This window comes from Pseudomonas sp. WMBT8 (assembly GCF_050916005.1).
GTDB lineage: Bacteria > Pseudomonadota > Gammaproteobacteria > Pseudomonadales > Pseudomonadaceae > Aquipseudomonas.
Map to the genome: position 1 here is coordinate 828,943 of NZ_CP188096.1, position 26,333 is coordinate 855,275.

General features: G+C 60.1%; 21 protein-coding genes and 1 other RNA gene. 13 read left to right on the top strand and 9 right to left on the bottom strand.

Going from position 1 to position 26,333, the window contains the following annotated elements; genetic code table 11:
• Positions 1-19 precede the first annotated feature (19 nt).
• The 3 genes from ACO77H_RS03485 (at position 20) to ACO77H_RS03495 (ending at position 3,327) form a co-directional block, all read left to right on the top strand.
• Complete coding sequence (locus ACO77H_RS03485; RefSeq protein ID WP_432755016.1) at positions 20-478, top strand: GNAT family N-acetyltransferase; 459 nt, start codon at positions 20-22, stop codon at positions 476-478.
• A gap of 90 nt (positions 479-568) precedes the next feature.
• Positions 569-2,071: a PLP-dependent aminotransferase family protein gene (locus ACO77H_RS03490; protein WP_432755017.1), complete on the top strand. Its 1,503-nt coding sequence runs from the start codon at positions 569-571 to the stop codon at positions 2,069-2,071.
• A 53-nt stretch (positions 2,072-2,124) separates the two neighbouring features.
• A complete protein-coding gene (locus ACO77H_RS03495; protein ID WP_170058529.1) occupies positions 2,125-3,327 on the top strand; it encodes a benzoate/H(+) symporter BenE family transporter in 1,203 nt (400 codons plus the stop codon).
• On the opposite strand, the gene ACO77H_RS03500 is transcribed toward ACO77H_RS03495, so the two are convergent.
• Positions 3,324-3,827, bottom strand: a complete 504-nt coding sequence (locus ACO77H_RS03500; RefSeq protein WP_170058528.1) for a hypothetical protein — start codon at positions 3,825-3,827, stop codon at positions 3,324-3,326. The two genes, ACO77H_RS03495 and ACO77H_RS03500, sit on opposite strands and share 4 nt — an antisense overlap.
• A gap of 157 nt (positions 3,828-3,984) precedes the next feature.
• On the opposite strand from ACO77H_RS03500, the gene ACO77H_RS03505 reads away from it, so the two are divergent.
• The 3 genes from ACO77H_RS03505 (at position 3,985) to ACO77H_RS03515 (ending at position 7,973) form a co-directional block, all read left to right on the top strand.
• The gene (locus ACO77H_RS03505; protein ID WP_432755018.1) at positions 3,985-4,494 is read left to right on the top strand and encodes a sigma-70 family RNA polymerase sigma factor; all 510 of its coding nucleotides are present in this window, start codon (positions 3,985-3,987) and stop codon (positions 4,492-4,494) included.
• A 2-nt stretch (positions 4,495-4,496) separates the two neighbouring features.
• Complete coding sequence (locus ACO77H_RS03510) at positions 4,497-5,459, top strand: DUF4880 domain-containing protein (RefSeq protein ID WP_346266513.1); 963 nt, start codon at positions 4,497-4,499, stop codon at positions 5,457-5,459.
• Positions 5,460-5,564: 105 nt separating this feature from the next.
• Positions 5,565-7,973 (top strand): TonB-dependent siderophore receptor, encoded by a 2,409-nt coding sequence (locus ACO77H_RS03515; protein ID WP_169955107.1) that lies wholly within the window; start codon positions 5,565-5,567, stop codon positions 7,971-7,973.
• Here ACO77H_RS03515 and dapF read toward each other — a convergent pair.
• From dapF to ACO77H_RS03535, 4 genes are read right to left on the bottom strand one after another with little or no spacing between them, the layout of a single operon-like run.
• Entirely contained in the window at positions 7,970-8,770 is an 801-nt protein-coding gene (dapF, locus tag ACO77H_RS03520) for a diaminopimelate epimerase (protein ID WP_432755019.1), read from the bottom strand. The genes ACO77H_RS03515 and dapF overlap by 4 nt on opposite strands.
• A gap of 44 nt (positions 8,771-8,814) precedes the next feature.
• Positions 8,815-9,750 (bottom strand): DNA-binding transcriptional regulator DsdC, encoded by a 936-nt coding sequence (gene dsdC / locus ACO77H_RS03525; RefSeq protein WP_169955105.1) that lies wholly within the window; start codon positions 9,748-9,750, stop codon positions 8,815-8,817.
• 33 nt (positions 9,751-9,783) lie between these two features.
• Positions 9,784-11,139, bottom strand: a complete 1,356-nt coding sequence (locus ACO77H_RS03530) for a D-serine ammonia-lyase (RefSeq protein ID WP_432755020.1) — start codon at positions 11,137-11,139, stop codon at positions 9,784-9,786.
• Positions 11,140-11,165: 26 nt separating this feature from the next.
• Entirely contained in the window at positions 11,166-12,509 is a 1,344-nt protein-coding gene (locus tag ACO77H_RS03535; protein ID WP_169955103.1) for a gluconate:H+ symporter, read from the bottom strand.
• A 189-nt stretch (positions 12,510-12,698) separates the two neighbouring features.
• On the opposite strand from ACO77H_RS03535, the gene ACO77H_RS03540 reads away from it, so the two are divergent.
• Positions 12,699-12,998: a hypothetical protein gene (locus ACO77H_RS03540; protein ID WP_169955102.1), complete on the top strand. Its 300-nt coding sequence runs from the start codon at positions 12,699-12,701 to the stop codon at positions 12,996-12,998.
• Here the strand turns inward: ACO77H_RS03540 and ACO77H_RS03545 are convergent.
• Positions 12,992-13,645: a TetR/AcrR family transcriptional regulator gene (locus ACO77H_RS03545; RefSeq protein ID WP_170058522.1), complete on the bottom strand. Its 654-nt coding sequence runs from the start codon at positions 13,643-13,645 to the stop codon at positions 12,992-12,994. The genes ACO77H_RS03540 and ACO77H_RS03545 overlap by 7 nt on opposite strands.
• 116 nt (positions 13,646-13,761) lie before the next feature.
• Between ACO77H_RS03545 and ACO77H_RS03550 the strand changes: the two genes are divergently transcribed.
• The 6 genes from ACO77H_RS03550 to ACO77H_RS03575 all read left to right on the top strand — a co-directional run bounded on the left by ACO77H_RS03550 (position 13,762) and on the right by ACO77H_RS03575 (position 22,436).
• Entirely contained in the window at positions 13,762-14,115 is a 354-nt protein-coding gene (locus tag ACO77H_RS03550; protein ID WP_169955100.1) for a gamma-glutamylcyclotransferase family protein, read from the top strand.
• A 94-nt stretch (positions 14,116-14,209) separates the two neighbouring features.
• Positions 14,210-14,638: a TOBE domain-containing protein gene (locus ACO77H_RS03555; protein ID WP_170058521.1), complete on the top strand. Its 429-nt coding sequence runs from the start codon at positions 14,210-14,212 to the stop codon at positions 14,636-14,638.
• Between the two features lie 327 nt (positions 14,639-14,965).
• Positions 14,966-16,942: a type I restriction-modification system subunit M gene (locus ACO77H_RS03560; protein ID WP_432755021.1), complete on the top strand. Its 1,977-nt coding sequence runs from the start codon at positions 14,966-14,968 to the stop codon at positions 16,940-16,942.
• Complete coding sequence (locus tag ACO77H_RS03565; protein ID WP_170058519.1) at positions 16,939-18,297, top strand: restriction endonuclease subunit S; 1,359 nt, start codon at positions 16,939-16,941, stop codon at positions 18,295-18,297. Before ACO77H_RS03560 ends, ACO77H_RS03565 begins: the two co-directional genes overlap by 4 nt.
• Positions 18,297-21,497 (top strand): type I restriction endonuclease subunit R, encoded by a 3,201-nt coding sequence (locus tag ACO77H_RS03570; protein ID WP_432755022.1) that lies wholly within the window; start codon positions 18,297-18,299, stop codon positions 21,495-21,497. Before ACO77H_RS03565 ends, ACO77H_RS03570 begins: the two co-directional genes overlap by 1 nt.
• A gap of 27 nt (positions 21,498-21,524) precedes the next feature.
• A complete protein-coding gene (locus ACO77H_RS03575; protein WP_170058517.1) occupies positions 21,525-22,436 on the top strand; it encodes a restriction endonuclease in 912 nt (303 codons plus the stop codon).
• A gap of 127 nt (positions 22,437-22,563) precedes the next feature.
• On the opposite strand, the gene ssrA is transcribed toward ACO77H_RS03575, so the two are convergent.
• The 3 genes from ssrA to ACO77H_RS03590 form a co-directional block, all read right to left on the bottom strand.
• Positions 22,564-22,957: a transfer-messenger RNA gene (ssrA, locus tag ACO77H_RS03580) on the bottom strand.
• A gap of 102 nt (positions 22,958-23,059) precedes the next feature.
• On the bottom strand, positions 23,060-23,344 hold the full coding sequence (locus ACO77H_RS03585) for a hypothetical protein (protein WP_169955095.1): 285 nt from the start codon (positions 23,342-23,344) through the stop codon (positions 23,060-23,062).
• A gap of 101 nt (positions 23,345-23,445) precedes the next feature.
• Complete coding sequence (locus tag ACO77H_RS03590; RefSeq protein ID WP_170058515.1) at positions 23,446-26,280, bottom strand: FAD-binding and (Fe-S)-binding domain-containing protein; 2,835 nt, start codon at positions 26,278-26,280, stop codon at positions 23,446-23,448.
• Between the last annotated feature and the right edge of the window lie 53 nt (positions 26,281-26,333).

Sequence of the window (26,333 nt, forward strand, 5' to 3'; positions counted from 1 at the left end):
TTCCCGATAGGAGAACGCGATGAGTAACGATCCACAGGCAATCGTGGTGAGAGCCTTGCAACCCGAAGACTATGAGCAATGGCTGCAACTGTGGCTGGCCTACCAGGACTTTTATCAAGTCACTTTGGATGAGACCACCACCCGCACCGCCTTCAGTCGCTTGCTCGATGCCGATGAAGCCATGGCCTGCGCCGTGGCGGTACAGGGCGATGAGTTGGTAGGGCTGGTGCATGCGCTGTTGCATCGTTCGACCTGGGCGGTCGCTGATTTTTGCTACCTCGAAGACCTGTACGTGGCCCCCACGGTGCGCGGCGGCGGCACCGGCAAGCTGTTGATCGAATGGGTCCAGCGCTATGCGCAACACCACGGCTGCGCCCGGTTGTACTGGCATACCCAGCAGACCAATAAACGTGCGCAGAAACTCTACAACTGGATCGCCAAAGACTCGGGCTGCATCGAGTATCGGATGGCCCTGTAGCGCCCGCCCGCAACGCTCGCCGATATTGCTCGTGGACATATCGGCGGCTTAGCACAAAGATGCATGGTTTTTTAGCCCTTGGCCAAGTCAATGACCCACAACCTGGAACTGGACACGCTGAAGATCCGCCTGACGGACCCCAAGCTGGCCTCGCTGGATTTGCGGGTGCGGGTGCAACGGGTGCTGCGCCAGTTGATCCTCGAGGGCATCCTCGCGCCCGGCAGCCGTTTGCCCGCCACGCGCACGCTGTGCAAGTCACTGGGCATCTCCCGGGATACCGTGGAAATGGCCTACGTCCAACTGCAATTGGACGGTTACCTGTGTCGGCGCGAAGGCTCGGGCAGTTTTGTCTCCGAGAAAATCGGGCCGAGCCTGCTGGGGACGCGCAAGCGCCAGCCAGTGATGGCGAACCAGGCGGCGGCGCTGAGTGCCAGGGGCGCGCAGATCCTCGCCAGCGGCGGCGTTACCGACCAGCAAGTGGTCAAGGCGTTTGCCACGGGGCTGCCGGAAACGCGCACCTTTCCCGTGGGCATCTGGGAGCGCCTGCACCGCCAGGCATTGAAGGATTATCGCCCGAACCTGCTGTTGCACGGCGACCCGCAAGGCGCCGAACCCCTGCGCCAGGCCATCGCCGACTACCTGAACCTGGAGCGCGGCGCGCGGGTTACACCGGATCAGGTGCTGGTGCTGTCGAGTACGCGCCAGGCCCTGTATTTGTGCGCGCAGGTGCTGGTGGATGAAGGCCAGCCGATCCTGATGGAAGACCCCGGCTACTTCGGCGCCCGCAAGGCGTTTGAAATGGCCCAGCTCAAGGTGGTACCGGTTGCGGTGGACGCCAAAGGCCTGTGTATCGACGCCTTGCGCGCCGACCGCAGTGGCGCCAATGCCGTGTATGTCACGCCGTCCCATCAATACCCCACTGGCGCCACCCTCGCGCTGGAACGGCGCCTGGACCTGATCGCCTGGGCCGAGCAGCGCCAAGGCTGGATCATCGAGGACGACTACGACAGCCAGTTTCACTACGAAGGCCTGCCGACCGCCTGTGTACAAGGCCTGGATAGTTACCAGCGCACGCTGTACCTCGGCACCTTCAGCAAATCCCTGTACCCCGGCTTGCGCATGGGCTTTATGGTGCTGCCCCGGGAGTTGGTCAAGCCCATGACTTACGCCCGCAGCATTCTCGACGGCCACACCCCGCAAATCGCCCAGTTGACCCTGGCGCGCTTTATGAGCGATGGGCATTTCGGCAGCCATATCCGCGCGATGCGCAAAATCTACGGCGAGCGACGTGATGCCATGGCCGAGGCGGTGGAGCGCCACTTGAGCCATGTGGTCACCGCCAGCTTGCCGCCCGGGGGCTTGCAGTTGCCTTGCGTGCTGCATGAGGGATGGTCGGAGCTGGAGACGATTCGCCAGGCGGCGCGGGTGGGTATCCAACTGCCTGGCCTCACGCGGCTCTACGCCCAGCCGCCGGCAAGGGGCGGCTGGCTGCTGGGGTTCTCGGCGCTGACGCCCGGTGAAATCGACAGCGCCAGCCGGCAATTGGCCAAGGTGCTCAAGGGTGGTCTGGTGCAAGGTCGGGAAGTGGACTGAACGGGCGGTCCGGTGCTTGTTAGCCTTTGCGGCCTCAACCAAAGGAATGCGCCATGAACCGACCCGCCCCACGCCTGCGTCTTGCCGACTACCTGTCACCGAGCATCAGCGCGCTGATTTCCGTCATCGTCAATTACGCCGGGACCTTTGTCCTGGTGTTCCAGGCCGCGCACCTGGCGCAACTGAGCGCGGCGCAAACCGCGTCCTGGGTCTGGTCGGTGAGTATTGGCGTGGGCGTGACCGGTGCGTGGTTGAGCTACCGCTATCGCGAGCCGATCATCACGGCGTGGTCGACGCCGGGGGTGGCCTTTCTGGCGACGGTCATGGCGTTTACGCCGTATGCCGAAGTGATCGGTGCCTATGTGATGTGCGCCATCGGTTTTATCGTGCTGGGCCTGAGCGGTGCGTTCGAGCGCTTGGTGCGGCTGATCCCCGGTGGCATTGCGGCGGGTTTGCTGGCGGGGATCCTCCTGCAATTTGGTGTGGCGGCGTTTGGCGGGGCCAACGCGGACCCGCTGCTGGTGATTGTCCTGGTGGTGTCCTACGCGGTGCTGCGCCGTTTCACTTCACGTTATGCGATGGTCGGAGTTCTGTTGATTGGCCTGGGGTTGCTGCTCGCCCAACAGCGGCTTGACCTGCACAGCCTGGAGCTGCAACTGGCCGCCCCGGTGTTTGAAATGCCGCACTTTTCCATCGCGGCGTTTTTTGGCGTGGCCTTGCCGCTGTTCGTGATTACCCTGACCGGGCAATACATCCCCGGCATGCTGGTGCTGCGCAACGACGGGTTCAAGACCAGCGCCAACCCGATCATCACTATCACCGGCCTGGGTTCTTTGCTGATGGCGCCGTTCGGCGCCCATGCATTCAACGTCGCAGCGATCACGGCGGCGATCTGCACCGGGCGCGATACCCATCAGGATCCGTCCAAACGCTACATCGCCGGGTTGGTGTGTGGGGCGCTGTACATCCTGGTCGGGGTGTTTGGCGTGACGCTGGCGACCTTGTTCATGGTCCTGCCACGCGCGTTTATCACCACTTTGGCGGGCCTGGCGCTGCTCGGGGCCATCGGTTCAAGCCTGGCCAATGCCATGGCCGATACACGCACCCGGGAAACCGCGTTGATCACCTTTTTGGCGACGGCGGCCAATGTCACGCTGCTGGGGATTGGCGGCGCGTTCTGGGGGCTGGTGGCGGGGTTGTTGGTGCATGGGGTGATTCACGGTGGGCGCGGGGTTCAGACGCGCGCGGCGGGCTAAAGGAGTTCGGCGCGTTTCACCGCGATACCCAACGGGCCGCTGAGCTTTTCGACCCTGACCTTGCCACCCGCCCGAAGCGCATCCGGGTGGCAGATTCTTATACGTTTTTCGAGTTCTCGATCGTAGACCTTTAACCCGCTACAGCCCTTGCCGCTGGAGGTGTATTCGTAGCTGGCGATGTAGGCGCCCGGCCTTGTGCTTGAAAAAAACACAAGCAATGACAACACGAAAAATTCGGCCACGGCGATAACGGCGAGCAGCGAGATCGCCTCTTGCAACGAGTCCATTATTGTAAATCTGAGGCGCGGACTCCTGCGCCGCACCCCCAGCACAAATGCCACCGCAGCCAATAGGGGCGATGTCACCAGGCAGATCATCACGCTCAACGTATTGAAGTACACGATGCGGTCGAGCCAGAACACCCATAACCCGATGGTTGCCACGAAAAGTACTACGCCCAGGCCGACGAGCAGGCGTGTAGAGGTCAGCGGTCTTCTCAATTCAAATGGCTTCCATGCAGTGAAGCAAAGGGGTAAACGCGACAGGCACTGTGTTTGGGTCGGATAAAACAGCAGGGAGTATAAACTTCTACTTGTCTCTAATGAGAAGTATTATCATACGCGCCTCCCGTCAGCTGCCAGTCCGGAAATCACCTCGATGGCCTCATCCTCTTCCTCCCACCGTGCTGTGGGTGAACTCTACGCCCAGCATCACGGCTGGGTGGTGCAGTTGCTGCGGCGCAAGTTGGGTGGGCAGGAGCAGGCACTGGACCTGGCTCAGGACACCTTCGTGCGCATCCTCAGCAGTGGGCCCTTGCCGCTGTTGCGTGAGCCGCGGGCTTATCTCACCACGGTCACCAGCCGCCTGTGCGGCCAGTATTTTCGCCGCCAGGCCCTGGAGCGTGCGTACGAACAATCCCTGTTGATCCTCGAGCCGGAACACGCGCCGTCGCCGGAGACCCGCTTGTTGGTACTTGAAGCACTGGATGCGGTCGGGCAGGTGCTGGACGGGTTGGGGAGCAAGGTGCGGGAGATTTTCCTGCTGTCGCAGTTGGACGGCCTGACTTATCCACAGATCGCCGAGCAACTGGGCCTGACCGTGAATGTTGTGCAAAAGGCCATGCTCAAGGCCTATCGGCATTGTTACCTGGCGGTGTACCAGGCATGACGATGTTCCAGCCAACCGACGATCAATTGTTGGATGAATACGTGCTGGACCAGGCGCTGATGTGGATGGTCACCCTGCAATCGGGCGTCAGCGGCGCCGCCGAGCAACGCGCGTGTGCAGCCTGGCGCAATGCAAATCCCCAGCATGAACTGGCCTGGCAGCGCTTGACCGGCTTGAGCCGCGACCTGCGTAGCAGCACCGTTGCCCTGCCGGCGCCCGCCGCCCGCCAGTTGTTGCGGGCGCGCAGCCTGACCTCGCGGCGCACGCTGCTCAAGGGTTTCGCCGGCCTGGGGATGGCGGCGGCCATGGGCCTGGGTGTGCGCGAGCGCGTGGTGTTGCCGCAGTTGTTCAGTGACTACCGCACCACCACCGGCGAGCGGCGGCCCTTGCAGTTGGCCGGCGCTGGCGCGGTGCAACTGGACACCCAGACGGCGGTGGATGTGCGCGGCCCGCAATTGGCCCTGAACCAGGGGCGCTTGCTATTGGCGACGGCGGCGGACACCTTCGTCGGCGTCAAGACCGCCCATGGCTGGGTGCGGCCGGTGGCGCTGTCGCGGCTGATCATCAGCCAGGATCTGCCAGGCCAGCGCGGGACCCTGGTGCAAGTGCTCGCAGGCCATGTCTGGATCGAACCGCAGCAAGGTGGCCGGGTGTCGATCGGCGCCGGCCAGCAGTTGGCCTTCGACAACCGCCAAAGCGGCCCGGCACAACCCCTTGCGCCCGCCGCCGATGCCTGGAGCCGTGGCTTGCTGATTGCCGAGCGCATGCCGCTGGCCCAGGTGGTCGATCAGCTCAACCGTTACCGGCGCGGGGTGTTGCGCTGTGACCCGGCGGTTGCCGGTCTGCAAGTTTCGGGTTCGTTCTCCCTCGACCGCCCGGATGCCAGCCTCGACCTGCTGGCCAAGGTGCTGCCGGTGCGCGTGCAGCGGGTCTTCGGCTACCTGGCGACGGTGGTGGCGGCCTAGGTAAAAAAAATTCCATGGGGCCGGCAGTATTTGCCATCTCGTGCATCAAGACAGGGAAGACGCTGAATAAGAGCGCCCCCAACCTTTCACCACAGGACAGTCTTTATGCACAGCCGCGTCACTCCGCTTGCCAGCGCCCTGCGCGCCATCATCGTTGGTTTAACCGTGGCCACGGCCAGCCACGGCGCCATGGCCGCCACTGCGCAACCGGCTACCGAACAGGCCCCGCGCCAGTCCTACGACATCGCTGCCGGCAGCCTGGACCGCGTGCTGGGTGCTTTCGGCAATCAGGCGGGTGTGATGATCGCCATCGATTCGGCGCTGGCCAAGGGTGTGCACAGCCAGGGCTTGCACGGCAGTTTTGCCCTGGCCGAGGGGCTTGAGCGCCTGCTGGCACCGCTGGGCCTGCAGGCCGAGTATGAGCAGGGCAGCTATCGTGTGGTGGCGCGGGCCGTCGCAGACGGGCAAGTGCAATTGCAGGCCACGCAGATCAGCGCCAACCAGTTGGGCTCGATCACCGAAGGCACTGGCTCCTACACCCCGGGCACGATTGCCACCGCCACGCGGATGGTGCTCACCCCACGGGAAACGCCGCAATCGATCTCGGTGGTCACGCGCCAGGTGATGGATGACTTCGGCCTCAATGCCATCGACGACGTGATGCGCCACACGCCCGGCATCACCGTGTCGACCTACGACACCGAGCGCACCAACTACTATTCCCGTGGTTTTTCCATCGTCAACTTCCAGTACGACGGCATCCCCACCCTGCGCGACGCGCAGTACTCGGCGGGGCAGACCCTGACCGACATGGCCCTGTATGACCGCGTCGAAGTGCTCAAGGGCGCCACCGGCCTGCTCACCGGCGCGGGCGGCCCGGGCGGTACCATCAACCTGATTCGCAAGAAGCCGACCTCGGAGTTCAAGAGCAGCATCGAACTGGGCGCCGGCTCCTGGGACAACTACCGCTCGCAGATCGACGTCAGCGGCCCGTTGACCGAAACCGGCAACGTGCGCGGCCGGGCGGTGGCGGCGTACCAGGATAAAAAATCGTTCCTCGACCACTATTCGCGCAAGACCGGCGTTTACTACGGCATCCTTGAATTCGACCTTGATCCCGACACCCTGCTGACCCTGGGCGCCGACTATCAGGACAGCGACCCGAAAGGCTCCAGCTGGACCGGTACGCGGACCATCTTCGACCCGGCCGGCAACAAACTGGACCTGCCGCGCTCGTTCAACAACGGGCCGAAGTGGAGCAGTTGGGAGCAGTACACCCGCACCCTGTTCGCCACCTTGGAACACACCTTCGACAATGGCTGGGTGACCAAGGGCCAGTACAACCATCAGATCAACGGCTACAACGCGCCCCTGGGCTACATCTCCCAGGACTCCCTGACCGCCAGCTCGATCTTTGCGCGTAAATACACCGGCGAGACCACCAGTGACAGCGTCGATGTGTACGCGTCCGGGCCGTTTGAGTTGTTTGGTCGTGAGCATCAACTGGTGGTGGGCCAGTCGTTGTCCATCTCCAAATGGAAGGGCAAGGACTACGGCAGCGCGACCTATTTCGACAACTCCTACGACTTCTACAAGTGGCACGGCGAAGCCATCGAGCCGCTGTGGAACCAACCGACCAGGATCAGCGACGAAACCACGCGCCAGACCGGCAGCTACATCACCGGGCGCTTCAGCCTGATGGAGGACCTGCACTTGCTGCTGGGCACGCGCATCGCCAACTACCAGGTCACGGGCACCAGCGACACCCGGGAAAGCGGCAAGGTCGTGCCCTATGCCGGCCTGACCTACGACCTCAACGACAACTTCACGGCCTACGCCAGCTACACCGAAATCTTCCAGCCACAAACCCAGTATCGCGACCGTACGCGCACCATGCTTGATCCCAACGAAGGCAAGAACTACGAACTGGGCCTCAAGAGTGAGTTCTTCGACGGGCGCCTGAACGCTAGCCTGGCTTACTTCGAGGTCCACGAAAAAAACCGCCCGGTTGCTGATACGGCCTACAACTCCCAGCCGGGCGTGGACTACTCCTACATCGGCACTAAAACCGAGACCAAGGGCTACGAAGCGGAAATCTCCGGTGAACTGAGCCCCGGCTGGCAGCTACAGGCCGGCTACACCCACAAGATCGCCCGCGATGCCGACAAGAAAAAGGTCGCCACCTGGGAGCCGGAAGATCAACTGAGTTTCTACACCAGCTACAAACTCCAGGGCCGCCTGGACAAACTCACCCTGGGCGGTGGCGCGCGTTGGCAGGCTGCCGGTTGGCAAAACGTCAACAACCCCGGCACGCGCCAGAGCGAAAAATTCACCCAGGACCCGTACTGGCTGGTGGACCTGATGGCCCGTTATCAACTGACGGAAAACCTGTCGGCCACGCTCAACGTCAACAACCTGTTCGACAAGGCGTACTACACCAACATCGGCTTCTACGACTCGGCGTATTACGGCGACCCGCGCAATGTGATGGTGACTACGCGCTGGGATTTCTAGGCCGCAAACGTCCCTGAAAACACCCATTCAACCGGCCCGGTAAGCAGCACCGGGCCGGTGCCACGCCATTGCACCGTGACGCTGCCCCCATCACATTCAACCTCAACGCAATCGTCCAGCAGCCCCCGACGTATCCCATTGATCGCCGCACCACACGAGCACGAGCCAGACCCCAACGGCACGCCACCACCGCGCTCCCAAATGCGCAGCCGGATATGCCGGCGGTTGATGACTTTGACGAAATGCACATTCGTGCGCGCGGGAAACAGCGGGTTGGTTTCAATCAACGAGCCGACGGCCGCGATGTCAATGTTCGCCAGATCATCGACAAAATAGGTGCAGTGCGGATTACCCATGCTGCATGCGGTGGGCTCTCCGGCCAGTGGCAGCCGTAGGCTATCCATGGCCGTGGCCAAGGGGATCTGCGACCAGCCGAGCAGCGGTTCGCCCATGCTCACGGTAATCGCGCCGCTGCTGGTTTGTTCGCAGGTAAGCAGGCCACGGTTGGTTCGCAGTATCACCGAGGTGCTGTTGGATTCGCGCATCAAGCGCTCGGCAACCCCTCGCGTGGCGCTGCCACAGGTATCCAGCGCAGAACCATCGGCATTCCAGAACTCCACCCGCGCCTGTGCATCGTCGCAATCGAGCATCACCGCCAGTTGGTTGAAGCCAACCCCACGGTGGCGATCCCCCATGCGCTTGGCCAGGGCGCTGGTGATAGGGTTGGTGGCGTTGCGTGCGTCGACAACGACAAAATCATCGCCATTGGCGTGCATCTTGTGAAAGTTCAGCGGCATGGCGAAGTCCTGAGGTCAGCGTGATTTACGCGCGGGTAGAGGCGTCAATTGTCCGCTTGCTCGACCAGCCAGTCGATCAGCGCCTTGAGCCGTCTGGGCAGGGTTTCGTGGGCGGGGTGGACCAGGTAGTAACCGTAATTGACCGCCTCGCTGAACCCGCCGAACGGCAGTACCAACTCGCCATCCTGCACGCGCTTGCGCACCAGTTGCTCGCGGCCGATGGCGACGCCCGCGTGGTTGATTGCCGCGAGGGTGCTCAAGTCGGAGCGGTCAAAAGTCATGAAGCGGCTTGGCAATGGGCTGCTGTCGCCCACCGCATCCAGCCATAAACGCCATTCTGCATCGAATGAAATGTTGTCCCATGCCGCCACATCGTGCAGCACCGTACACTGTGCCAAGCGTTCCGGGTGCCCCATCAGGCCATGGGCCTGGGCATATTGCGGGCTGCACACCGGGGCAATCCGCTCGGGCATCAGGCGCAGGCTTGCCAGGCCCGGATGCTCGCCGTTGGAGTAGCACAGCACCAGGTCAATGCGCCGGGTGCGATAGTCGATCGGTTCGTTGCCGACCCGCACATCCAGTTGAATCCCGGGGTAGCGGGCGGTGAAATCGGCCAGCCTTGGCACCAGCCAGCATTGCGCGACGGAAGGCCTGGCGTAGAAGCACAGCTGGCCTTCGATCTGCGTATCGGAACGCTCCTGCACAGCCTCGGACAGGGTGTCCATGGTGTGCTGCATGACCTTGAAAATGCGCTCGCCGTCATCGGTCAGGTCGACCTTGCGCGGCAAGCGATGGAACAGCTTGAGCGACAGTTCTTCTTCCAGGCGCGCTATGCGGTGACTGACCGCACTGGCGGTCAGGCACAGTTCGTCGGCGGCGCGGGCGAAGCTGAGGTGGCGGGCGGCGACCAGGAACGTATGCAGGTTGGACAGGTGGGCGCCGTTGAGCTTGGGCGCTTTGCTCAGGCCAAGTACTGCCATGTGGGTATCCCTCTTCGCGTCAGCCGCCGGCGATCAGCGGTGGATTGTCGTTTGCAGAGCACGCCCCTTATCCAGATAAGTCGCGTACTCCTGCGCAGGTACCATGCTGCCGCCGGTACCCCAGATCAAGTGCGTGGCGTTGGCCAGTTGTGCGGCACCGACGCCAATGCGCTGCAAATACTGCGCGTCCTTGAGTACCCGCACAATGCCTGGCGCGCCGGCCAGGGCCGAAGGTTCGAGTTTTACCCCTTCAAGGTCGTGGGCGAGGAACATCAGGCGGTAGAGCTCTTCGTCGGTGACGGTGTAGTAGCCATCGATCAGGCGCTGCATCGCCTTGCCGACGAAGCCGGAGGGGCGGCCCACTGCCAGGCCGTCAGCCGCGGTGACGTTGTCGATGCCGAAGTCCTGCACGCTCACCTGGTCGTGCAGCCCGCTGTACACGCCGAGCAGCATGCATGGGGAGTGGGTCGGCTCGGCAAACACACAATGCACCGCATCGCCAAACGCCAGCTTCAAGCCAAACGCCACGCCACCAGGGCCGCCGCCAACACCGCAGGGCAGATACACGAACAGCGGGTGCTCGGCGTCTACCCGCACGCCCGCCACGTCGAATTGCCGGGCCAGGCGCTCGGCGGCCACGGCATAGCCGAGGAACAGGTGGGGCGAGTTTTCATCGTCGATGAAATAGCAGGCCGGATCGTTTTGCGCCTGCAGGCGGCCGTTTTCCACGGCAACGCTGTAGTCAGAGGCGTATTCCACCACCGTCACGCCGCTGGCGCGCAGTTTGTCCTTCTTCCATTGGCGGGCATCGGAGGACATGTGCACCGTCGCCTGGAAACCCAGCTTGGCGCTGATGATGCCGATGGACAGGCCCAGGTTGCCGGTGGAGCCCACGGCGATTTTGTAATGGCTGAAAAACGCCAGTGCGCGCTCGCTGGCCAAGGCTGCGTAGTTGTCGTCGAGGGTGATCAGGCCTGCCTGCAGGGCCAGGTCTTCGGCGTGCTTGAGCACTTCATGGATACCGCCACGGGCCTTGATCGAGCCGGAGATCGGCAAGTCGCAGTCTTTTTTCAGCCACAGCGCGCCGCTGTCGGGGAGGGCGGCCTCGCTCAACAGCGCGTGCTGCATGGCCTTCAGCGGCTGGATCGCGGACTCGATGATGCCGCCCGCCGCCGCCGTCTCCGGGAACACCTTGGCGAGATAGGGCGCGAAGCGAAGCAGGCGCGCGCTGGCGTCTTGTACATCGTCCAGGGTCAGGCCGACATCCCCCAGCCCTACAGCGGCCGGGGCGATCGCGGGGTTGAACCAACTGACCGGCTCAAGCGCGACCAGTTGCTGGATAACGGGATGACTTGCATACCAGGCGTCTAGGGTTTTGCCTTGAATCATGGGAACTGCCTTTGGGGTGGGGTTCATCACACAAACCGGGAAAGAATCAGGGTAAAGACCAGGGCCGCTACCGAGGCGAGCACGGTGGCGCCGGTGAATTTCTTGAGGGCCTCGGAGAGGGAAATCCCCAGGTACTCTTTTACGACCCAGAACGCCGAGTCGGTCACGTGGGTCCAGCCGATGGCGCCGGCACCGATGGCGATCACCAGGATCTCGGGGCTGTATTGCGGGTTCTGTCCGAGGATCGGCAGCACCATGCCGGCGGTGCTGATCATGGCGACGGTGGCCGAGCCCACGGCGAAGTGCATCAGCCCGGCGATCAGCCACGCCAGGAGGATCGGGTTGATGTTGGACTGGCCCAGCACGTCCGCCAGGACTTTGCCGATGCCGCTGCCGACCAGCATGTCGTTGAACGCCCCACCTGCACCGATCACCAGCAGAATGCCGGCCAGTGGCGGGAAGCAGCGGTGGGTCAGGTCAAGCAGGTCGCCCATGCCCAGCCCACGGCGCAGGCCCAGGGACCAGTAGGCAAAGCAAATCGACAGTACGAGCGCAATCAGCGGGTTGCCTATAAAAGATACCCACTCAAACGCCATCGAGCCTTTGGCCAGCAAGGGGGTGGCCAGGGTTTTGCCCACCATCAGCGCCAAGGGCAACAGCACGGTGATCATCGCAATCGCGAAGCTGGGGGATTGGCTGTCGTCGATGTTCCCTTCGCCGCGCTCGGCCAGGAACTGCGCCTGGCCGGCCGGGGCCTGCCGCGCGCAGGTCAGCTTGACCCAGATCGGCCCGGCGATCACGGCGGTCGGCAACCCGACGATCAGCCCGTACAGAATCACCTTGCCGATATCGGCATTGAGCATGCCGGTAATGGCCGTGGCGGCAGGGTGCGGCGGCAGGATGCAGTGCACCACCATCAGCGAGGTCGCTAGCGGCACGCCCAGGTACAGCAGGTTGATCCGGGTCTGACGGGCAACCACATAAATCAGCGGGATCAGCAGCACAAATCCCACCTCGAAGAACACCGGAATCCCGGCAATAAAGCCCACCAGCATCATCGCCCACGCGGCGTTCTGCTCACCCAGCAGCCGTAGCAGCGTGGTCGCAATGCGCTTGGCGCCGCCAGACTCTTCCAGCAACTTGCCGAGAATACTGCCCAACCCAATGATGCCGGCGAGAAAGCCGAGCGTGCTGCCCATGCCCTTCTCAAATGCCGAGACAATCGCGGTGGGAGTCATGCCCGTGCCGACCCCCACCAGCAGGCTGGCGGCGATCAGGGCGAGGAATGGATGGACGCGACATTTACCGATCAGCATGACGATCAACAGGATTGACGCGCCGAGGATCAATAGAGAAAAGGTAGGGGACATGGGTGGGTCTGCTCCATCGCAGTTATTGTTAGTTGTTTGCGAGGGATTAGATTTCAGGCCTATGGCGGGGACAAACGATGATTCGTCAGGCGCTAGTTGAAGCCTGTTCACTTATGGCCAGGGGCTGGCGATTGCTCGACAATGCGCGGCGCCTGCGCAATCGTCAGGCCCTTACAGGAGTTCGAGCACTTGAAAGCATTACTGTTAACCGGATGTATTGCCCTGGCCCTGACGGGTTGCACCTTCACCGGCGTCAATGAAATCGCTCCCGGCCAATACATGATCACCAGCCACGGCAGCATCTTTAACTCCCGCGAAGGCTTGTTGGAAAACATCAACCAAAAGGCCGCCAAGGCCTGTGATGGCAAGCCATATCATCTGGAAGGTGATACCGGGGCCAATATGGTGGTTGCCACGCAGACGCATATTGGCAGCACGCCGACCACCGTCTTGGGGTTGAAGGCTGTTTGTGAAGAGGGCGGTCAGTAACCTGGCGGTGTACCGGGGATTACCCCGCGCAGCACCATTCGCGTAATAGTCGCGGCCGCGCACGCATAGTTGGCGTCGTCGGGTGTTGGCTTGCCGGTAATCAACGACATCTGCCAGCCGAGGTTGGTGTAGGTCCGCGTTGCCGACCAGATGAACAGCATCAAGTGTTCCGGATCAAAAGGGCCGAGCAGGCCACGGTCGATCCAGTTGCGCAGGCATTCGACATTACGCCGCACCTCGGCCTGGAGCAGGTCCCTGCATTCATCCGGGAGTTGCTTGCCTCCAAGTAGCAGTTCGTGGCTGAAGACCTTCGAGGTCAGCGGGTTTTGCTCAAGGATGCGAATCCTGGCATGGACATAGGCCTGTAGTGCCACCACCGGATCGTCGCTGGCGCGCAGTTCTGCAGACGCCTGGAGCAGGGGCTCTACAAAGCTGAGCAGCACCTGGGCGTACAGGTTTTCTTTACTGTGGAAGTAGTAATAGAGGTTTGCCTTAGGGACCCCGGCGCGTGCGGCGATGGTGCGGGTCTGGGTCGCGTCGAAGCCTGTGGCGGCGAATTCCTCGCAGGCAGCCTGCAGGATCACACGTTGATGATGCTCACGGGTGCGGCAACGCTCGGCACCGTCTTGCGCGCTAGAGGTGGTCATGATGAGGGCTCATGGCTGTATCATTGACGAATATCGCAATATACAAAACTACATAGCGAATGACCTGCGCTTTCTAACAGCGGCAGGTTTTATGAAGACTTACCCAAGGACACCCCATGACACATGACATCGAGCAAGCGGTTCTGTTGTTTTCCTACGGCACCTTGCAGGACAAGGCCGTGCAGCTGTCCAATTTTGGCCGCGAATTGAAGGGCCGCCCCGATACGCTGCCCGGTTACACGCAACAACTGGTCGAAATCACCGACCCCGCGGTGTTGGCCGCTAGTGGGAAAACCCATCATCCCATCGTGCAGGAGAGCGCCAACCTGCAGGATGAAATCGCCGGCACTGTTTTCGAGATTACCCAGCAGGAACTGATTGCCGCCGATGCCTACGAGGTGGCGGACTACAAACGAGTCAGCGTGGCCCTCAAATCGGGCAGCCGGGCCTGGGTGTATGTACGGGCTTGAGCCTGCTGCGCGAATCGCTGTCGTTGTCTTTACACAGCGCTAAGCGTAATGATGGCTGGAATTCTTAACTGAAAAGTCAAAAAAGGCCTCTCTCATGAAAGTCAGTGCACGCAACGTATTCAACGGCCGTGTCAGCCAGGTCCAGGCAGGGGCCGTCAACGCCGAAGTGGTATTGACCCTACCGGGCGGCGAGCAACTGGTTGCCGTGGTGACCATGGAAAGCATCCGCAACCTCGGAATTGCGGTGGGTAAAGACGCAGTCGCCCTGATCAAGGCACCGTGGGTGATGCTGATGACCGAATCCAGCGACATTCGCCTGTCGGCGCGCAACTGCCTGGAAGGCAAGGTGTTGAGCGTCAACGATGGTGCGGTCAACGCTGAAGTAGTTATCGAGCTGGCAGGAGGGTCGAAGGTCTACTCCATCGTCACCCGCGATGCCGTTGCAGAGCTGGGGCTGATGCCGGGCGTTGGTGCTACTGCGGTGATTAAGGCTTCGCATATTATTTTGGGGGTGCGGGGTTGAGGTTTTTTTTGGGGGGTGGGGGGATAGGATTAATTGTGGGGTGAAAAAAAGACGTTCTTGGGCGTCTTTAGATGATGAAGTGGTGGGCCGGCGTAAGTTGAGTTGAGTCTTTAAGTTTTAATTTTGGCTGGAGTATTACATTCCACGAGATCACTTGTGTGCGATCAGTCTTGTAACCACGGTTGGTAGTGAAACTGCGTATGGCTAGCTATTAGCACTGGCAAAGCCGCCCAAAAGTGGAGCCCTCATAACCTAAAGTGCACGCTCCGGATGGGTACCCTCAGGTGTTAGACTTGCGTTTTTGCCCGTACTCCAAGGAGTTATTGCGTGAACACGGAAAATCATTCCCAGACGGCCGCGTTTCTATGGTCCATTGCCGATCTGCTGCGCGGTGACTTCAAACAATCGCAATACGGTCGCATCATCCTGCCATTCACCCTGTTACGGCGGATGGAGTGCGTACTTGCGCCGACCAAAGTTGAGGTGATCAAACAAACCTTCGCTCAGGAAGGCCGTCCGGACCAAGTGCGTGAGATGATTCTGCTCCGCGCTGCCGGTCAGCAGTTCTTCAATGGCTCGCCGCTGACCCTTGGGACGCTGTCCGATACCCAGACCGCCGCCGATCTGATGAGCTACGTACAGGCGTTCAGTAAGGATGCTCGCGAGATTTTTGAGCATTTCCACTTTGAAGATTTCGTTCAGCAACTGGAAACCGCCAACCTGCTGTATCAGGTGGTGCAGCGATTCGCTGCCACGGATCTGAGCCCCGAGTTCATCAGCAACTTTGGTATGGGCATCATCTTCGAAGAGCTGATCCGCAAGTTTGCGGAAAGCTCGAACGAAACCGCCGGGGAGCACTTCACCCCGCGCGATATAGTGCACCTCACCACCTCGCTGGTGATCACCGATCAGGACCACAAGCTCGCGCCTAATAGCATCGTCACCATTTATGACCCAACCGCCGGCACTGGCGGCTTTCTGTCTGAGGGCGATGAGTACATCCAGTCCATCAGCGAGAAGGTCAGCGTGTCGCTGCACGGCCAGGAGCTCAACCCTGAGTCCTACGCCATCTGTAAGGCGGACATGCTAATTAAGGGCCAAGACGTGGCCAGCATCAAGCTCGGCAACACCCTGTCCAACGACCAACTGGCTGGCAAGCACTTCGACTTTATGCTCAGCAACCCGCCCTTCGGCGTGGAGTGGAAGAAGGTGCAGAAGCAGATCACCGACGAGCACAGCCACAAAGGCTTCGACGGCCGCTTCGGCCCCGGCCTGCCGCGGGTGTCTGATGGCTCGCTGCTGTTCCTCCTGCACCTGGTCAGCAAGATGCGTGACCCGCGCGACGGTGGTTCGCGCATCGGCATAATCCTTAACGGCTCGCCGCTGTTTACCGGTGGTGCGGGTTCGGGTGAGTCGGAGATTCGCCGCTACCTGCTGCAGAACGATCTGGTCGAAGCCATCGTCGCTCTGCCGACGGACATGTTTTACAACACCGGCATCGCCACTTATGTGTGGATACTCAGTAACCACAAAGCCGCTGCGCGCCAGGGCAAGGTTCAGTTGATCGACGGCAGCCAGCACTACGCCAAAATGCGCAAGTCGCTGGGCAGCAAGCGCCAGTACATCACCGAGGATCAAATCAGCGAGCTGGTGCGCCTATATGGCAGCTTCGAGCACAGCGCGCAGAGCAAGATCTTCCCCATCGACGCCTTCGGCTATCGGCGTATCACTGTCGAACGCCCGCTGCGCCTGAACTTTCAGACCAGCGCCGAACGCATCGCGAAGGTGTTGGAAGAAAAAGCCCTGCAGAAGCTCGACAGCGCCGCTCAGCAGCACCTGCTGGCTGTCCTGCAAGCGATGGACGCCAGAGTGCTGCACCGCAACCGTGAGCAGTTCAGCAAACTATTGAAGAAAGCCCTGACCACACACGGCGTCAGTCTCAGCACGCCGGAGCTAAAAGCCCTGCTGAATGCCCTCAGCGAGCGCGACGCCGAGGCGGATATCTGCACCACCAAGAACCAACCAGATGCCGATGCTGGCCTGCGCGACAACGAGAATGTGCCGTTGGGCGAGTCGGTGTACGAGTATTTTACGCGCGAAGTCCTCCCCCATGTGCCGGATGCCTGGATCGACGAAAGCAAAACCGATGCACTGGACGGCGAGGTTGGCATTGTCGGCTTCGAGATTCCGTTTAACCGCCACTTCTATGTGTTCCAGCCGCCACGCCCGCTGGCTGAAATCGACCGGGACCTAAAAGCCTGCACCAACATCATCAAAAAGATGATCGAGGAGCTGTCAGCATGAGCTTTCCTGCCTATCCGGAATACAAACAATCTGGTTTTGATTGGTTGCCTGAAGTTCCTTCACATTGGGTGGATAGGAAGATTGCAAGGGATATCCCTTTCGTGGTCGGTTGGACGCCGCCATCAGGCAAGGATGAATACTACGACGGTGATTTACCTTGGGTCACGATTGCGGACATGACACAGATGTCCGTCCAGGATACGAAATCGAAAATCAGCCACCTTGCGGTTCAAGATAAAGGTGCAAAAGTTGTTCCTGCTGGCAGCATGCTCTTTTCGTTCAAGCTGTCTGTGGGGAAAATCGCCTTTTTAACAATTGACTCGTATACAAACGAAGCGATAGCAGGGTTTCTCCCTTGCGGGCCACTTGATCTTGAATACTGGAAATACGCCGCCCCAGAATTTATTCCCAGGTATGGCAGAGAAAATATCTACGGCGCGACCTTGCTTAATCAGGAGCTTATTAGCTCTGTGAGGTTTTCTGCTCCAGTGCGGGCTGAACAAACCCAAATCGCCCGCTTCCTCAATTACGAAACCGCTCGCATCGACGCGCTGATCGAAGAGCAGCAGCGCCTGATCGAGCTGCTCAAGGAAAAGCGCCAGGCCGTGATCTCCCATGCCGTCACCAAAGGCCTCGACCCCACGGTGCCGATGAAAGGCTCCGGTGTGAAGTGGCTGGGAGAGGTACCGGCACATTGGGAAATCACTCAAATTAAACGTCGATGTGATCTGATTACTGATGGTGCGCATATTTCTCCTGAGACGGAAAGCGGGGTTTACTGCTTTGTCTCTACCAGAGATGTATCAGACGACGGTATAGACTTTGATGGTTGTCTTCGAACTTCTGCTGCCAGTTATGAGTACCTAGTAAAAACAGGCTGCCAGCCAGCGACCGGTGATGTTCTATTTAGCAAGGATGGGACTATAGGCCGGACTATTGTAGTCGGTGAAAATTCGCCAGATTTTGTCGTTGCGTCTTCACTGATTATTATCAGGCCCAACAGAGCGGAATTACTGCCAACATATCTCGACTTCCTGTGCCAGTCTTGGGTAGTTTCCCAGCAGGTAGACGGTTTTGTGAAAGGCGCGGGCTTGCCTCGCTTGTCAATTCAAAATCTTACAAAGGTTGTTGGCGTTTTCCCTCCACTTGAAGAGCAAGCACTTATTGCTGGTTTTCTGCAATTGCAGTGCGTAGCTGCACGCCAATTGTCTAGCGAAGCATGGCGCACAATGGGGCTATTAAAAGAACGCCGCTCCGCCCTGATCTCCGCCGCCGTCACAGGCAAAATCGACGTGCGCGCCTGGCAGCCACCCGCCAGCGTGCCAACTCCCAAATTAGTAAAAGAGGCCGTGTAATGGCGGACAGCAAGGAAGCGCAATTTCAGCAGGACATTATCGACGCCCTGGCCGTCCAAGGCTGGCTGGTCGGCACCGCCAGTGGCTACGACCGCCGCACGGCGCTGTATACCGAGGATGTGCTGGGCTACTTCAAGGACGCCTGGCCGGAGCGTTGGGACAAGTTCGCCAAGGCCAACCCTAATGATCCGGATAGCGTGCTGGTGCAAAAGCTGGTGCGCGAGTTGGAGCAGAGCGGCACCCTGGATGTGCTGCGCCACGGCTTTAAGCTGCCGGCGGTAAAGGTCGAGCTGTGCAGCTTCCAGCCCGACCACGGGATGAACCCGGACACCCTCAAACGCTACCAGTGCAACCGCCTGCGCGTGGTGCCGGAGGTGTCCTACTCGCCGCATGCGCGTGATGCCGCTAGCGGCGGGCAGAGCTACAACCCACGGCTGGATCTGGTGCTGTTCGTCAACGGCATTCCCACCGCCACCCTGGAGCTGAAAAGCGAGTTCAAGCAGTCGGTGGAAAACGCCAAGCGCCAGTATCGCCAAGATCGCCCGGTAAAAGACCCGCTCACGCGCAAGCCCGAGCCGCTGCTGACCTTCAAGCGCGGCGCACTGGTGCACTTTGCTGTGGGCCAGAACGAGGTGGCGATGACCACCAAACTGGCGGGCAAGGAGACCTTCTTCCTGCCGTTCAACCTCGGCAGCGCGGAAGGCGGCGCGGGCAACCCCATGCCTGAAGATGACAGCCAGTACGCCACCAGCTACCTATGGCAACGCCTGCTGTCGCCGGACGCCTGGCTCAAGGTGCTGGGGCGCTTTCTGCACCTGGAGAAGAAAACCAGCGAAGGCTTCGACGGCACGCCCGTGACCAAGGAAACAATGATCTTCCCGCGTTACCACCAGTGGGAAGTGGTCAACACGCTGATAAACACCACCCGTGCGGAAGGGCCAGGCAAGCGCTACTTGATCCAGCACAGCGCCGGCTCGGGCAAGTCCAACTCCATCGCCTGGACCGCCCATCAACTGGCCTCGCTGTACGACGATGCCGGCCGGCGCCTGTTCAATTCGGTGATCGTGGTCACCGACCGCACGGTGCTGGACAGCCAACTGCAAAACACTATTTACCAGTTCGAGCACGCCCAGGGTGTGGTCAAACCGATCAGCCGGGATGTCGGCAACCAAAGCAAGTCCGAACAGTTGGCCGAAGCGCTGGCCGAGCAGACGCGCATCATCATCGTCACCATCCAGACCTTCCCGGCGCTGTTCGATGCGCTGGACAAATATCCCAAGCTGGCCAGCGGGCGCTATGCGGTAATCGCCGACGAGGCGCATTCGTCGCAAACCGGCTCATCGGCCAGCAAGCTGAAACAGATTCTCGGCAGCGATGCACTGGAGGGTGAAGAAGTCAGCGTCGAAGAGCTGCTGGACGCCGCCGTGCAGTCACGCCAACCGAATGAGCGCATCAGCTACTACGCCTTTACCGCCACACCCAAGGCCAAGACCCTGGAGCTATTCGGTCGCCCGGCCGACCCGACGCTGCCGGCCAGTGCCAGCAATAAGCCGGAGGCTTTTCACCTGTACTCCATGCGCCAGGCAATTGAAGAGGGTTTCATCCTCGACGTGCTGCGCAACTACACCACCTACAGCACCGCCTGGAAGATCGCCCATCCGGATGGCGAAGACGACGAGGTGGACAGCAAAAAAGCTCGCATCAAGTTAGCGCGCTGGGTGCGTTTACACCCGTACAACATCAGTCAGAAGGTCGAGGTAATCGTCGAGCATTTTCGCGCGAACATTCGCGGTCTGCTCAATGGTCAGGCCAAGGCCATGGTAGTGACAAGCAGCCGTCAAGAAGCTGTCCGTTATCAGTTGGCATTGAAAGCTTATGTGCAGCAAATGGGTTACAACGATGTGCACCCGCTGGTGGCGTTCTCCGGCAGCGTGTTGCCGGATGAGGTTATCCCCGAAGAGGTCACGGAAAACAGCAGCCTGCTCAACGCGGGCCTGAATGGCCGCGATCTAGCGGACGCTTTCGACACCCAAGACTTCAACGTGATGATCGCTGCCAACAAGTATCAAACCGGTTTTGATCAGCCCAAGTTGTGCGCCATGTACGTGGACAAGAAACTGCAAGGCGTGGACTGCGTGCAAACTCTGTCACGGTTGAACCGCACCTTTGGTGACAACAAGCAAACCTTTATCCTCGACTTCTTTAACGAGCCGCAGGATATTCTCGACGCCTTCTTACCGTACTACACCAAGGCCGAGCTGACCGACGTAACAGACCCGCAGATCATCTATGACCTGCAGAAGAAGCTGGATGCCGAGGGCATCTATCACTGGCAAGAGGTCGAAGCGTTCGCTTTAGCCTTCTTCGACCCTAAGGCGCAAGCCAGCAAGCTCAGTTATTACTGCGTGCCGGCCAAGGAGCGTTTTGCTAAGCGCTATGCCTTCTCGCTGGATTCTCGTCAGCAGGCGCTGGATCACAAGCGCGCTGCCGAAGCCAATGGGGATAGCGCTGGTTTGAAAAAAGCCGAGCACGCATTGAAAGAAACTGGCGAGCAGATCGATCAGCTCGACCTGTTCCGCAAGAACCTGCAAAGCTTTGTGCGCCTGTACGAGTTTCTGTCGCAGATCGTGCCTTACGAAGATCGCGAACTAGAGCAACTGTGCGTGTACGCCAAGCACCTGCATCCGCTACTACGGGTAGATCGTCTACTACAAGACGATGTGGACGTCGGCGAGCTGCAACTGAGCCACTATCGTCTGAGCAAGCGTGCCGCACACCAGTTACGCCTCAGCGACGAAACCGGCGAATACAACCTCAAGCCAGGTAGCGACGTAGGTAGTGGTAAGCCGCATGATCCGGAGAAGAAGCGTCTGTCAGAAATCATCGAGGCGCTGAATGATATCTTCGGTGCAGAAGTGAGCGATGATGATCAGTTGCAGTTCCTCACAGGCATCGCCCAGCGCATCAGCCGCCAGGAGGATGTAATGGCTCAGGTGAACAACCACTCGGTCGATCAAGTGATGCACGGTTTGTTCCCCAAACGCGTGCTCGACACCGTGCTTGATGCCATGACCGATCACGAGAAACTGTCGTTGGAAGTGTTGGATAACGAGACTAAGAGCCGGGCGTTTGCGTTGGTGATTTTGAAGATGCTCAAAACTGCGGCTGCTCTCGATAATGGCGACGTACGCGGTGCCTGAAAGTAGCTAGCAGGGATAGGAGTGAAGATGGCAATTCCGGACTTTCAAAGTGTTATGCGGCCGGTGCTGGCTACTGTGCAGAGCGGTGCGCCGCTGCCTCTTAATGAGTTGCGCGAGCGAGTGGCTGATCAGTTCCGACTGACCGAGGACGAACGTAAGGAACGTTTGCCCTCCGGCCACCAGACGGTAATCAACAACCGTGTGGGCTGGGCTCGCACCTATCTCAATAAGGCGGGGCTGTTATGCATTCCTGCCAAGGGACTGGTGCAGATTACTCCGCGCGGACTCGACGCCTTGGCCGATGGTCCGCAGCGCATCACAGTGAGCTGGTTGAAGCAGTTTCCTGAGTTTGCGGACTTTCATACGGCCAAGCCGCAATCTGTTGATGCGCCGGCCGTGCTGAACGTCGATATTGCCGAAACCACGCCTGACGAACAGTTGTCAGAGGCGCATCAGGCACTGGTGCAATCCCTTGCAGACGAGCTGCTGACACAAGTTTTGGCAGCCACTCCCAGCTTTTTTGAACAGTTGGTGGTCGATCTGATGATCGCCATGGGTTATGGCGGCTCGCGCAAGGAGGCCGGTAAAGCGACCCAGGCGACCAATGATGATGGTATCGACGGCATCATCAAAGAGGACAAACTCGGCCTGGATGTTATTTACCTGCAGGCTAAGCGCTGGAGTAACACGGTACATCGTCCGGAAATTGACAAATTTATCGGTGCGCTTACCCGCCAGCGTGCGCGCAAGGGTGTGTTTATCACCACTTCAGAGTTCTCCGATGGTGCCCGCACTGCCGCGTTGGGGCTGGATATCAAAGTAGTGCTGATTGACGGTGTCGAGCTGGCGCGATTGATGGTGGAAAACAACCTGGGCGTGAGCGTTAAGCAGGTGTATGAGGTGAAGCAGTTGGACAGTGATTACTTTGCGGGTGAGTAATCAGCAACGCTGCTAGCCGCGGAGAGAGGGCTGTCACAAAACGGGTACTACCCAGTTAAGAAAAATCTGACGGGCACAAAAAAGGCACTTTTGCTAAGCGCTAAGTGCCTAATTTGTATAGCTTATTTGGTGGAGCCGGGGGGATTTGAACCCCCGTCCGCCAGTACTCTGCTGTCGGTACTACATGCGTAGCCGTTTCTATTAAGTTAACCCTCAGCGACCCGAAGGGCAGGGTGCTTTGGGCGAGTTGTGTAAGTTTTAGCCGCTTCGTCCACAACGTACTGCACGGCGATTCTGTTCTATATGACAATCACTTTGGGTTTACAGACATCCCCTGATGATTGCTGGACCCGAAGGTACCAGGAGGGAAGGGCTAAGGCTGCTTACGCAGCGAGAGCGTATTCCCCGTAGGTTTCGTCATTGGCAACTATAGAAAGTTGCAACAGTGGATTTACGAGTTCTGTTACCAACTCGGCATGCACCTAAAGGTTCGCAACCGGCGTCGAATCCTAAACGGCCCCGTGCTTGTTGCTCGATGTGATCGTGAGCGACAAGCCTACGCAGTGTACGTCAAACGGTCACAGAAGGCCAACCCGAAAGGTTGGCCTTGAGCGGTTGGCGGGTTATGGGTTGCCGCCTTTGTCCAGGTTCTGCAGGTCTTGCAGGGCCTTGGAGGTGATCTCGATACACTTCTTCTCATCACCGGCCGTGTGGGCAGCCTTGGCTTGGGAGACGGCAGTGTCGATCTCGCCGCTTTTGCCTGTGCTGTCAGTGGCGAGCAAGGCCTTGCTGTTGTTGATTTTATCCAGGTTGATCTGGCACAGATCTGCCTCGTTACTTGCGGCAAACACGGGTGAGGCCAGCATCGCAGCGGTAACGAATACACCAGCCAGTACGGAACGCTTCATGGGTATCTCCTTGTGCAAAGAGGTCTCGATGCTGCGCGGTACGTGCGGGCAGCCGGCGAGGTCATGGGTCGGCCCCGGTTGCCCGGGGCTTAAGCAAGTGACTACGCCAGTGCGCAGGGGTTCGTTTTTATTGCGCGGGCCTGGGTCACCCGGTCGACCAGGTAGACCAGGCCGTGGTAATCAATCCCACCGTGCTGGGTCAGACCGATCTCACAGGTGCGGCTGGTGGAGATGCCTTCGCTGCAGTACTGCACCGCGTCTTTTAGGGAGCGCAAGGAGTGGGCATTGAGTTCCGGCGTGGTGAAGCCTTTATCGCCGGCGAACCCGCAGCAGTGGATGCCTTCGGGGATTACCACGTTGTTGCTGCAACGCCGGGCGAGGTCAATCAGGGCCTGGCTTTCGCCTAGGTGCTGGGTGCTGCAGGTGACATGCACGGCAATCGGCGCGTCCTGGGGTGTGAAGTCCAGGCGGTCCATCAGGTGGGTGCGGATAAAACGGACCGGGTCGTAGAGGTCCAGGCGTGTTTGCCCCAGGTCTTGGACCAGGCGCAGGGTGCAGGGGCTGGTGTCGCAGTAGATCGGGTCGAGGCCGCCACGGCTGGCGTGGAGCAGGGCGCCGATCAGTTCCTGGCGCTTGTGCTCGGCCTGTTCGGCGTAGCCTTTGGAGGCAAAGGGCTGGCCGCAGCATAGGCTGTCGGGATTGTCCGGAATGACTACCTGGTAGCCGGCTTTTTCCAGCAGGCCGCGGGTTTTGTCGTACAGCGACATTTGCTCTTTGTCGCCGGCTGCCGGGCCCATTGCCCGCGATACACAGGCTGCGAGGTAGACCACGCGTGGGCGTTCATCGGTGACGGCAGGGCTGAAGCGGATGGCTTTTTCTGGCTGCGGCATAGCGCTGGTCCACTGCGGGATTTGTCCCTTGGACAGCTTGGTCACGGAGGCTGAGAGTTTCGCCAGGCGTGGCGCGCCCAGTAGCATGCGGGCGCCGTTGGCCACATGCAGGGTGAAGCGTGCACCTTGCAGCGCGGTGGAGAAATGGCTGGCCAGCCACTCGGCGGTTTTCGTACTGCCTGCTTCACGGCTGCGCAGTTTTTTCACTAGGTCGCCGGTATTGATGCCTACCGGGCAGCGCTGGGCGCACAAGCCGGTGGCGGCACACGTGTCGATGCCTTGATAGTGATACGCCGCTTCCAGTTCGGTGGTGTCGATGCCCGCGCGTTTGCGTGCCTGGATATCGCGCCAGATCACAATGCGCTGGCGCGGGCTCAGGGTCAGGCCCTTGGAGGGGCATACCGGCTCGCAGAAACCGCACTCGATGCACTTATCCACAATCTCATCGGCGGCCGGCAGGGGCTTGAGGTTTTTGAGGTGGATTTGCGGGTCTTCGCTGAGCACCACGTCCGGGTTGAGAATGCCGTTGGGGTCGAGCAGGCGCTTGAGCTGCCACATCAATTGATAGGCATCGCTGCCCCATTCCAGTTCGACGAAGGGCGCCATATTGCGCCCGGTGCCGTGCTCGGCTTTCAGCGAACCGCCGAACTCCACGGCCACCAGTTGCGCCACGTCATCCATGAACGCCTGGTAGCGTGTGACTTCTTCCGCGCTGTTGAAGCCTTGGGTGAACACAAAGTGCAGATTGCCTTCCAGGGCGTGTCCGAAAAGGATGGCTTCATCGTAGTGATGCTTGTCGAACAACTCGATCAAGCGATTCACGCCAATGGCCAGTTGCTCTACCGGGAAGGTCACATCTTCGATGATCACCGTGGTGCCCGTCTTGCGTACGGCGCCGACGGCAGGGAAGGTGTCCTTGCGGATTGCCCACAGGCGTGCGTTTTCCAGCGGGTCTTCGGTGAAGTCGACTTGCTTCTCGACCGGGAAGTCGGCCAGCGAGGCCATGATCAGCGCCAGTTGCTCATGCAGCAATGTGGAGGAGGCTGCACGGGATTCGATCAATAGCGCGCAGGCACCTTCCGATAGCTGTTGTACGAAAGCGGGCATGCCGGGTTTGTCCTGCACCGAGCGCATGCTGCGTCGGTCCAGCAACTCGACCGCCGACACGGGCTGGGTTTTCAGCACGGTCACGGCGTTGCAGCAGGTTTCTACATCGGGGAACACGATCAGGGCCGATGCCTTGTGGGGGTGATCGATCACCGTGTCGTAGGTCACTGCGCTGATAAAGCCTAGGGTGCCTTCGGAGCCCACCAGCAAATGGCTGAGGATATCCAGCGGCTCGTCGAAATCCACCAGGGCATTGAGTGACAGGCCGGTGGTATTTTTCAGACGGTATTTATGGCGGATTTTCGCCGCCAATTCAGAATTGGCCCGGGTCTCGCGGCCCAGGGTGGCCAGGCGCTCAAGCAACTGGCTGTGTTGCTCGCGGAAGGCCGCGACGCTGGCGGCATCCTCGGTGTCGAGACGGCTGCCGTCGGCCAGCACCAGGCGAATCCCGGCCAGGGTGTGGTAGGTGTTCTGGGCAGTGCCGCAGCACATGCCGCTGGCATTGTTGGCGACAATTCCGCCGATCTTGCAGGCATTGATCGACGCCGGATCCGGGCCGATCTTACGCCCGAACGGCGCAAGCCAGGCGTTGGCCTGGGCCCCGATCACTCCCGGTTGCAGGCGGATTTGCGTACCTTGGCCCCGAATCTCGCGGCCGTTCCAGTTATCGCCGAGTACGATCAGTACCGAATCGCTGATGGCCTGGCCGGAGAGGCTGGTGCCGGCTGCACGAAAGGTCACTGGCACGCGGTCGCGTTGCGCCAGTTGCAGGAGTTCGACCACCTCATCTTCCGATTCGACGCGGATCACCAGCTGTGGGATCAGTCGGTAAAAACTGGCGTCGGTGCCGAAAGCCAGGGTGGAAAGAGGATCGTCGAAGCGCCGATCTTTCGGGATCAGTCGTGCGACAGCATCAAGGAACGCGATGGGCAGACTCATGGGTCCTCCAGGATCAGCAGCACCCAGTCTGGGGAGCCTGGACGCCACGGTCC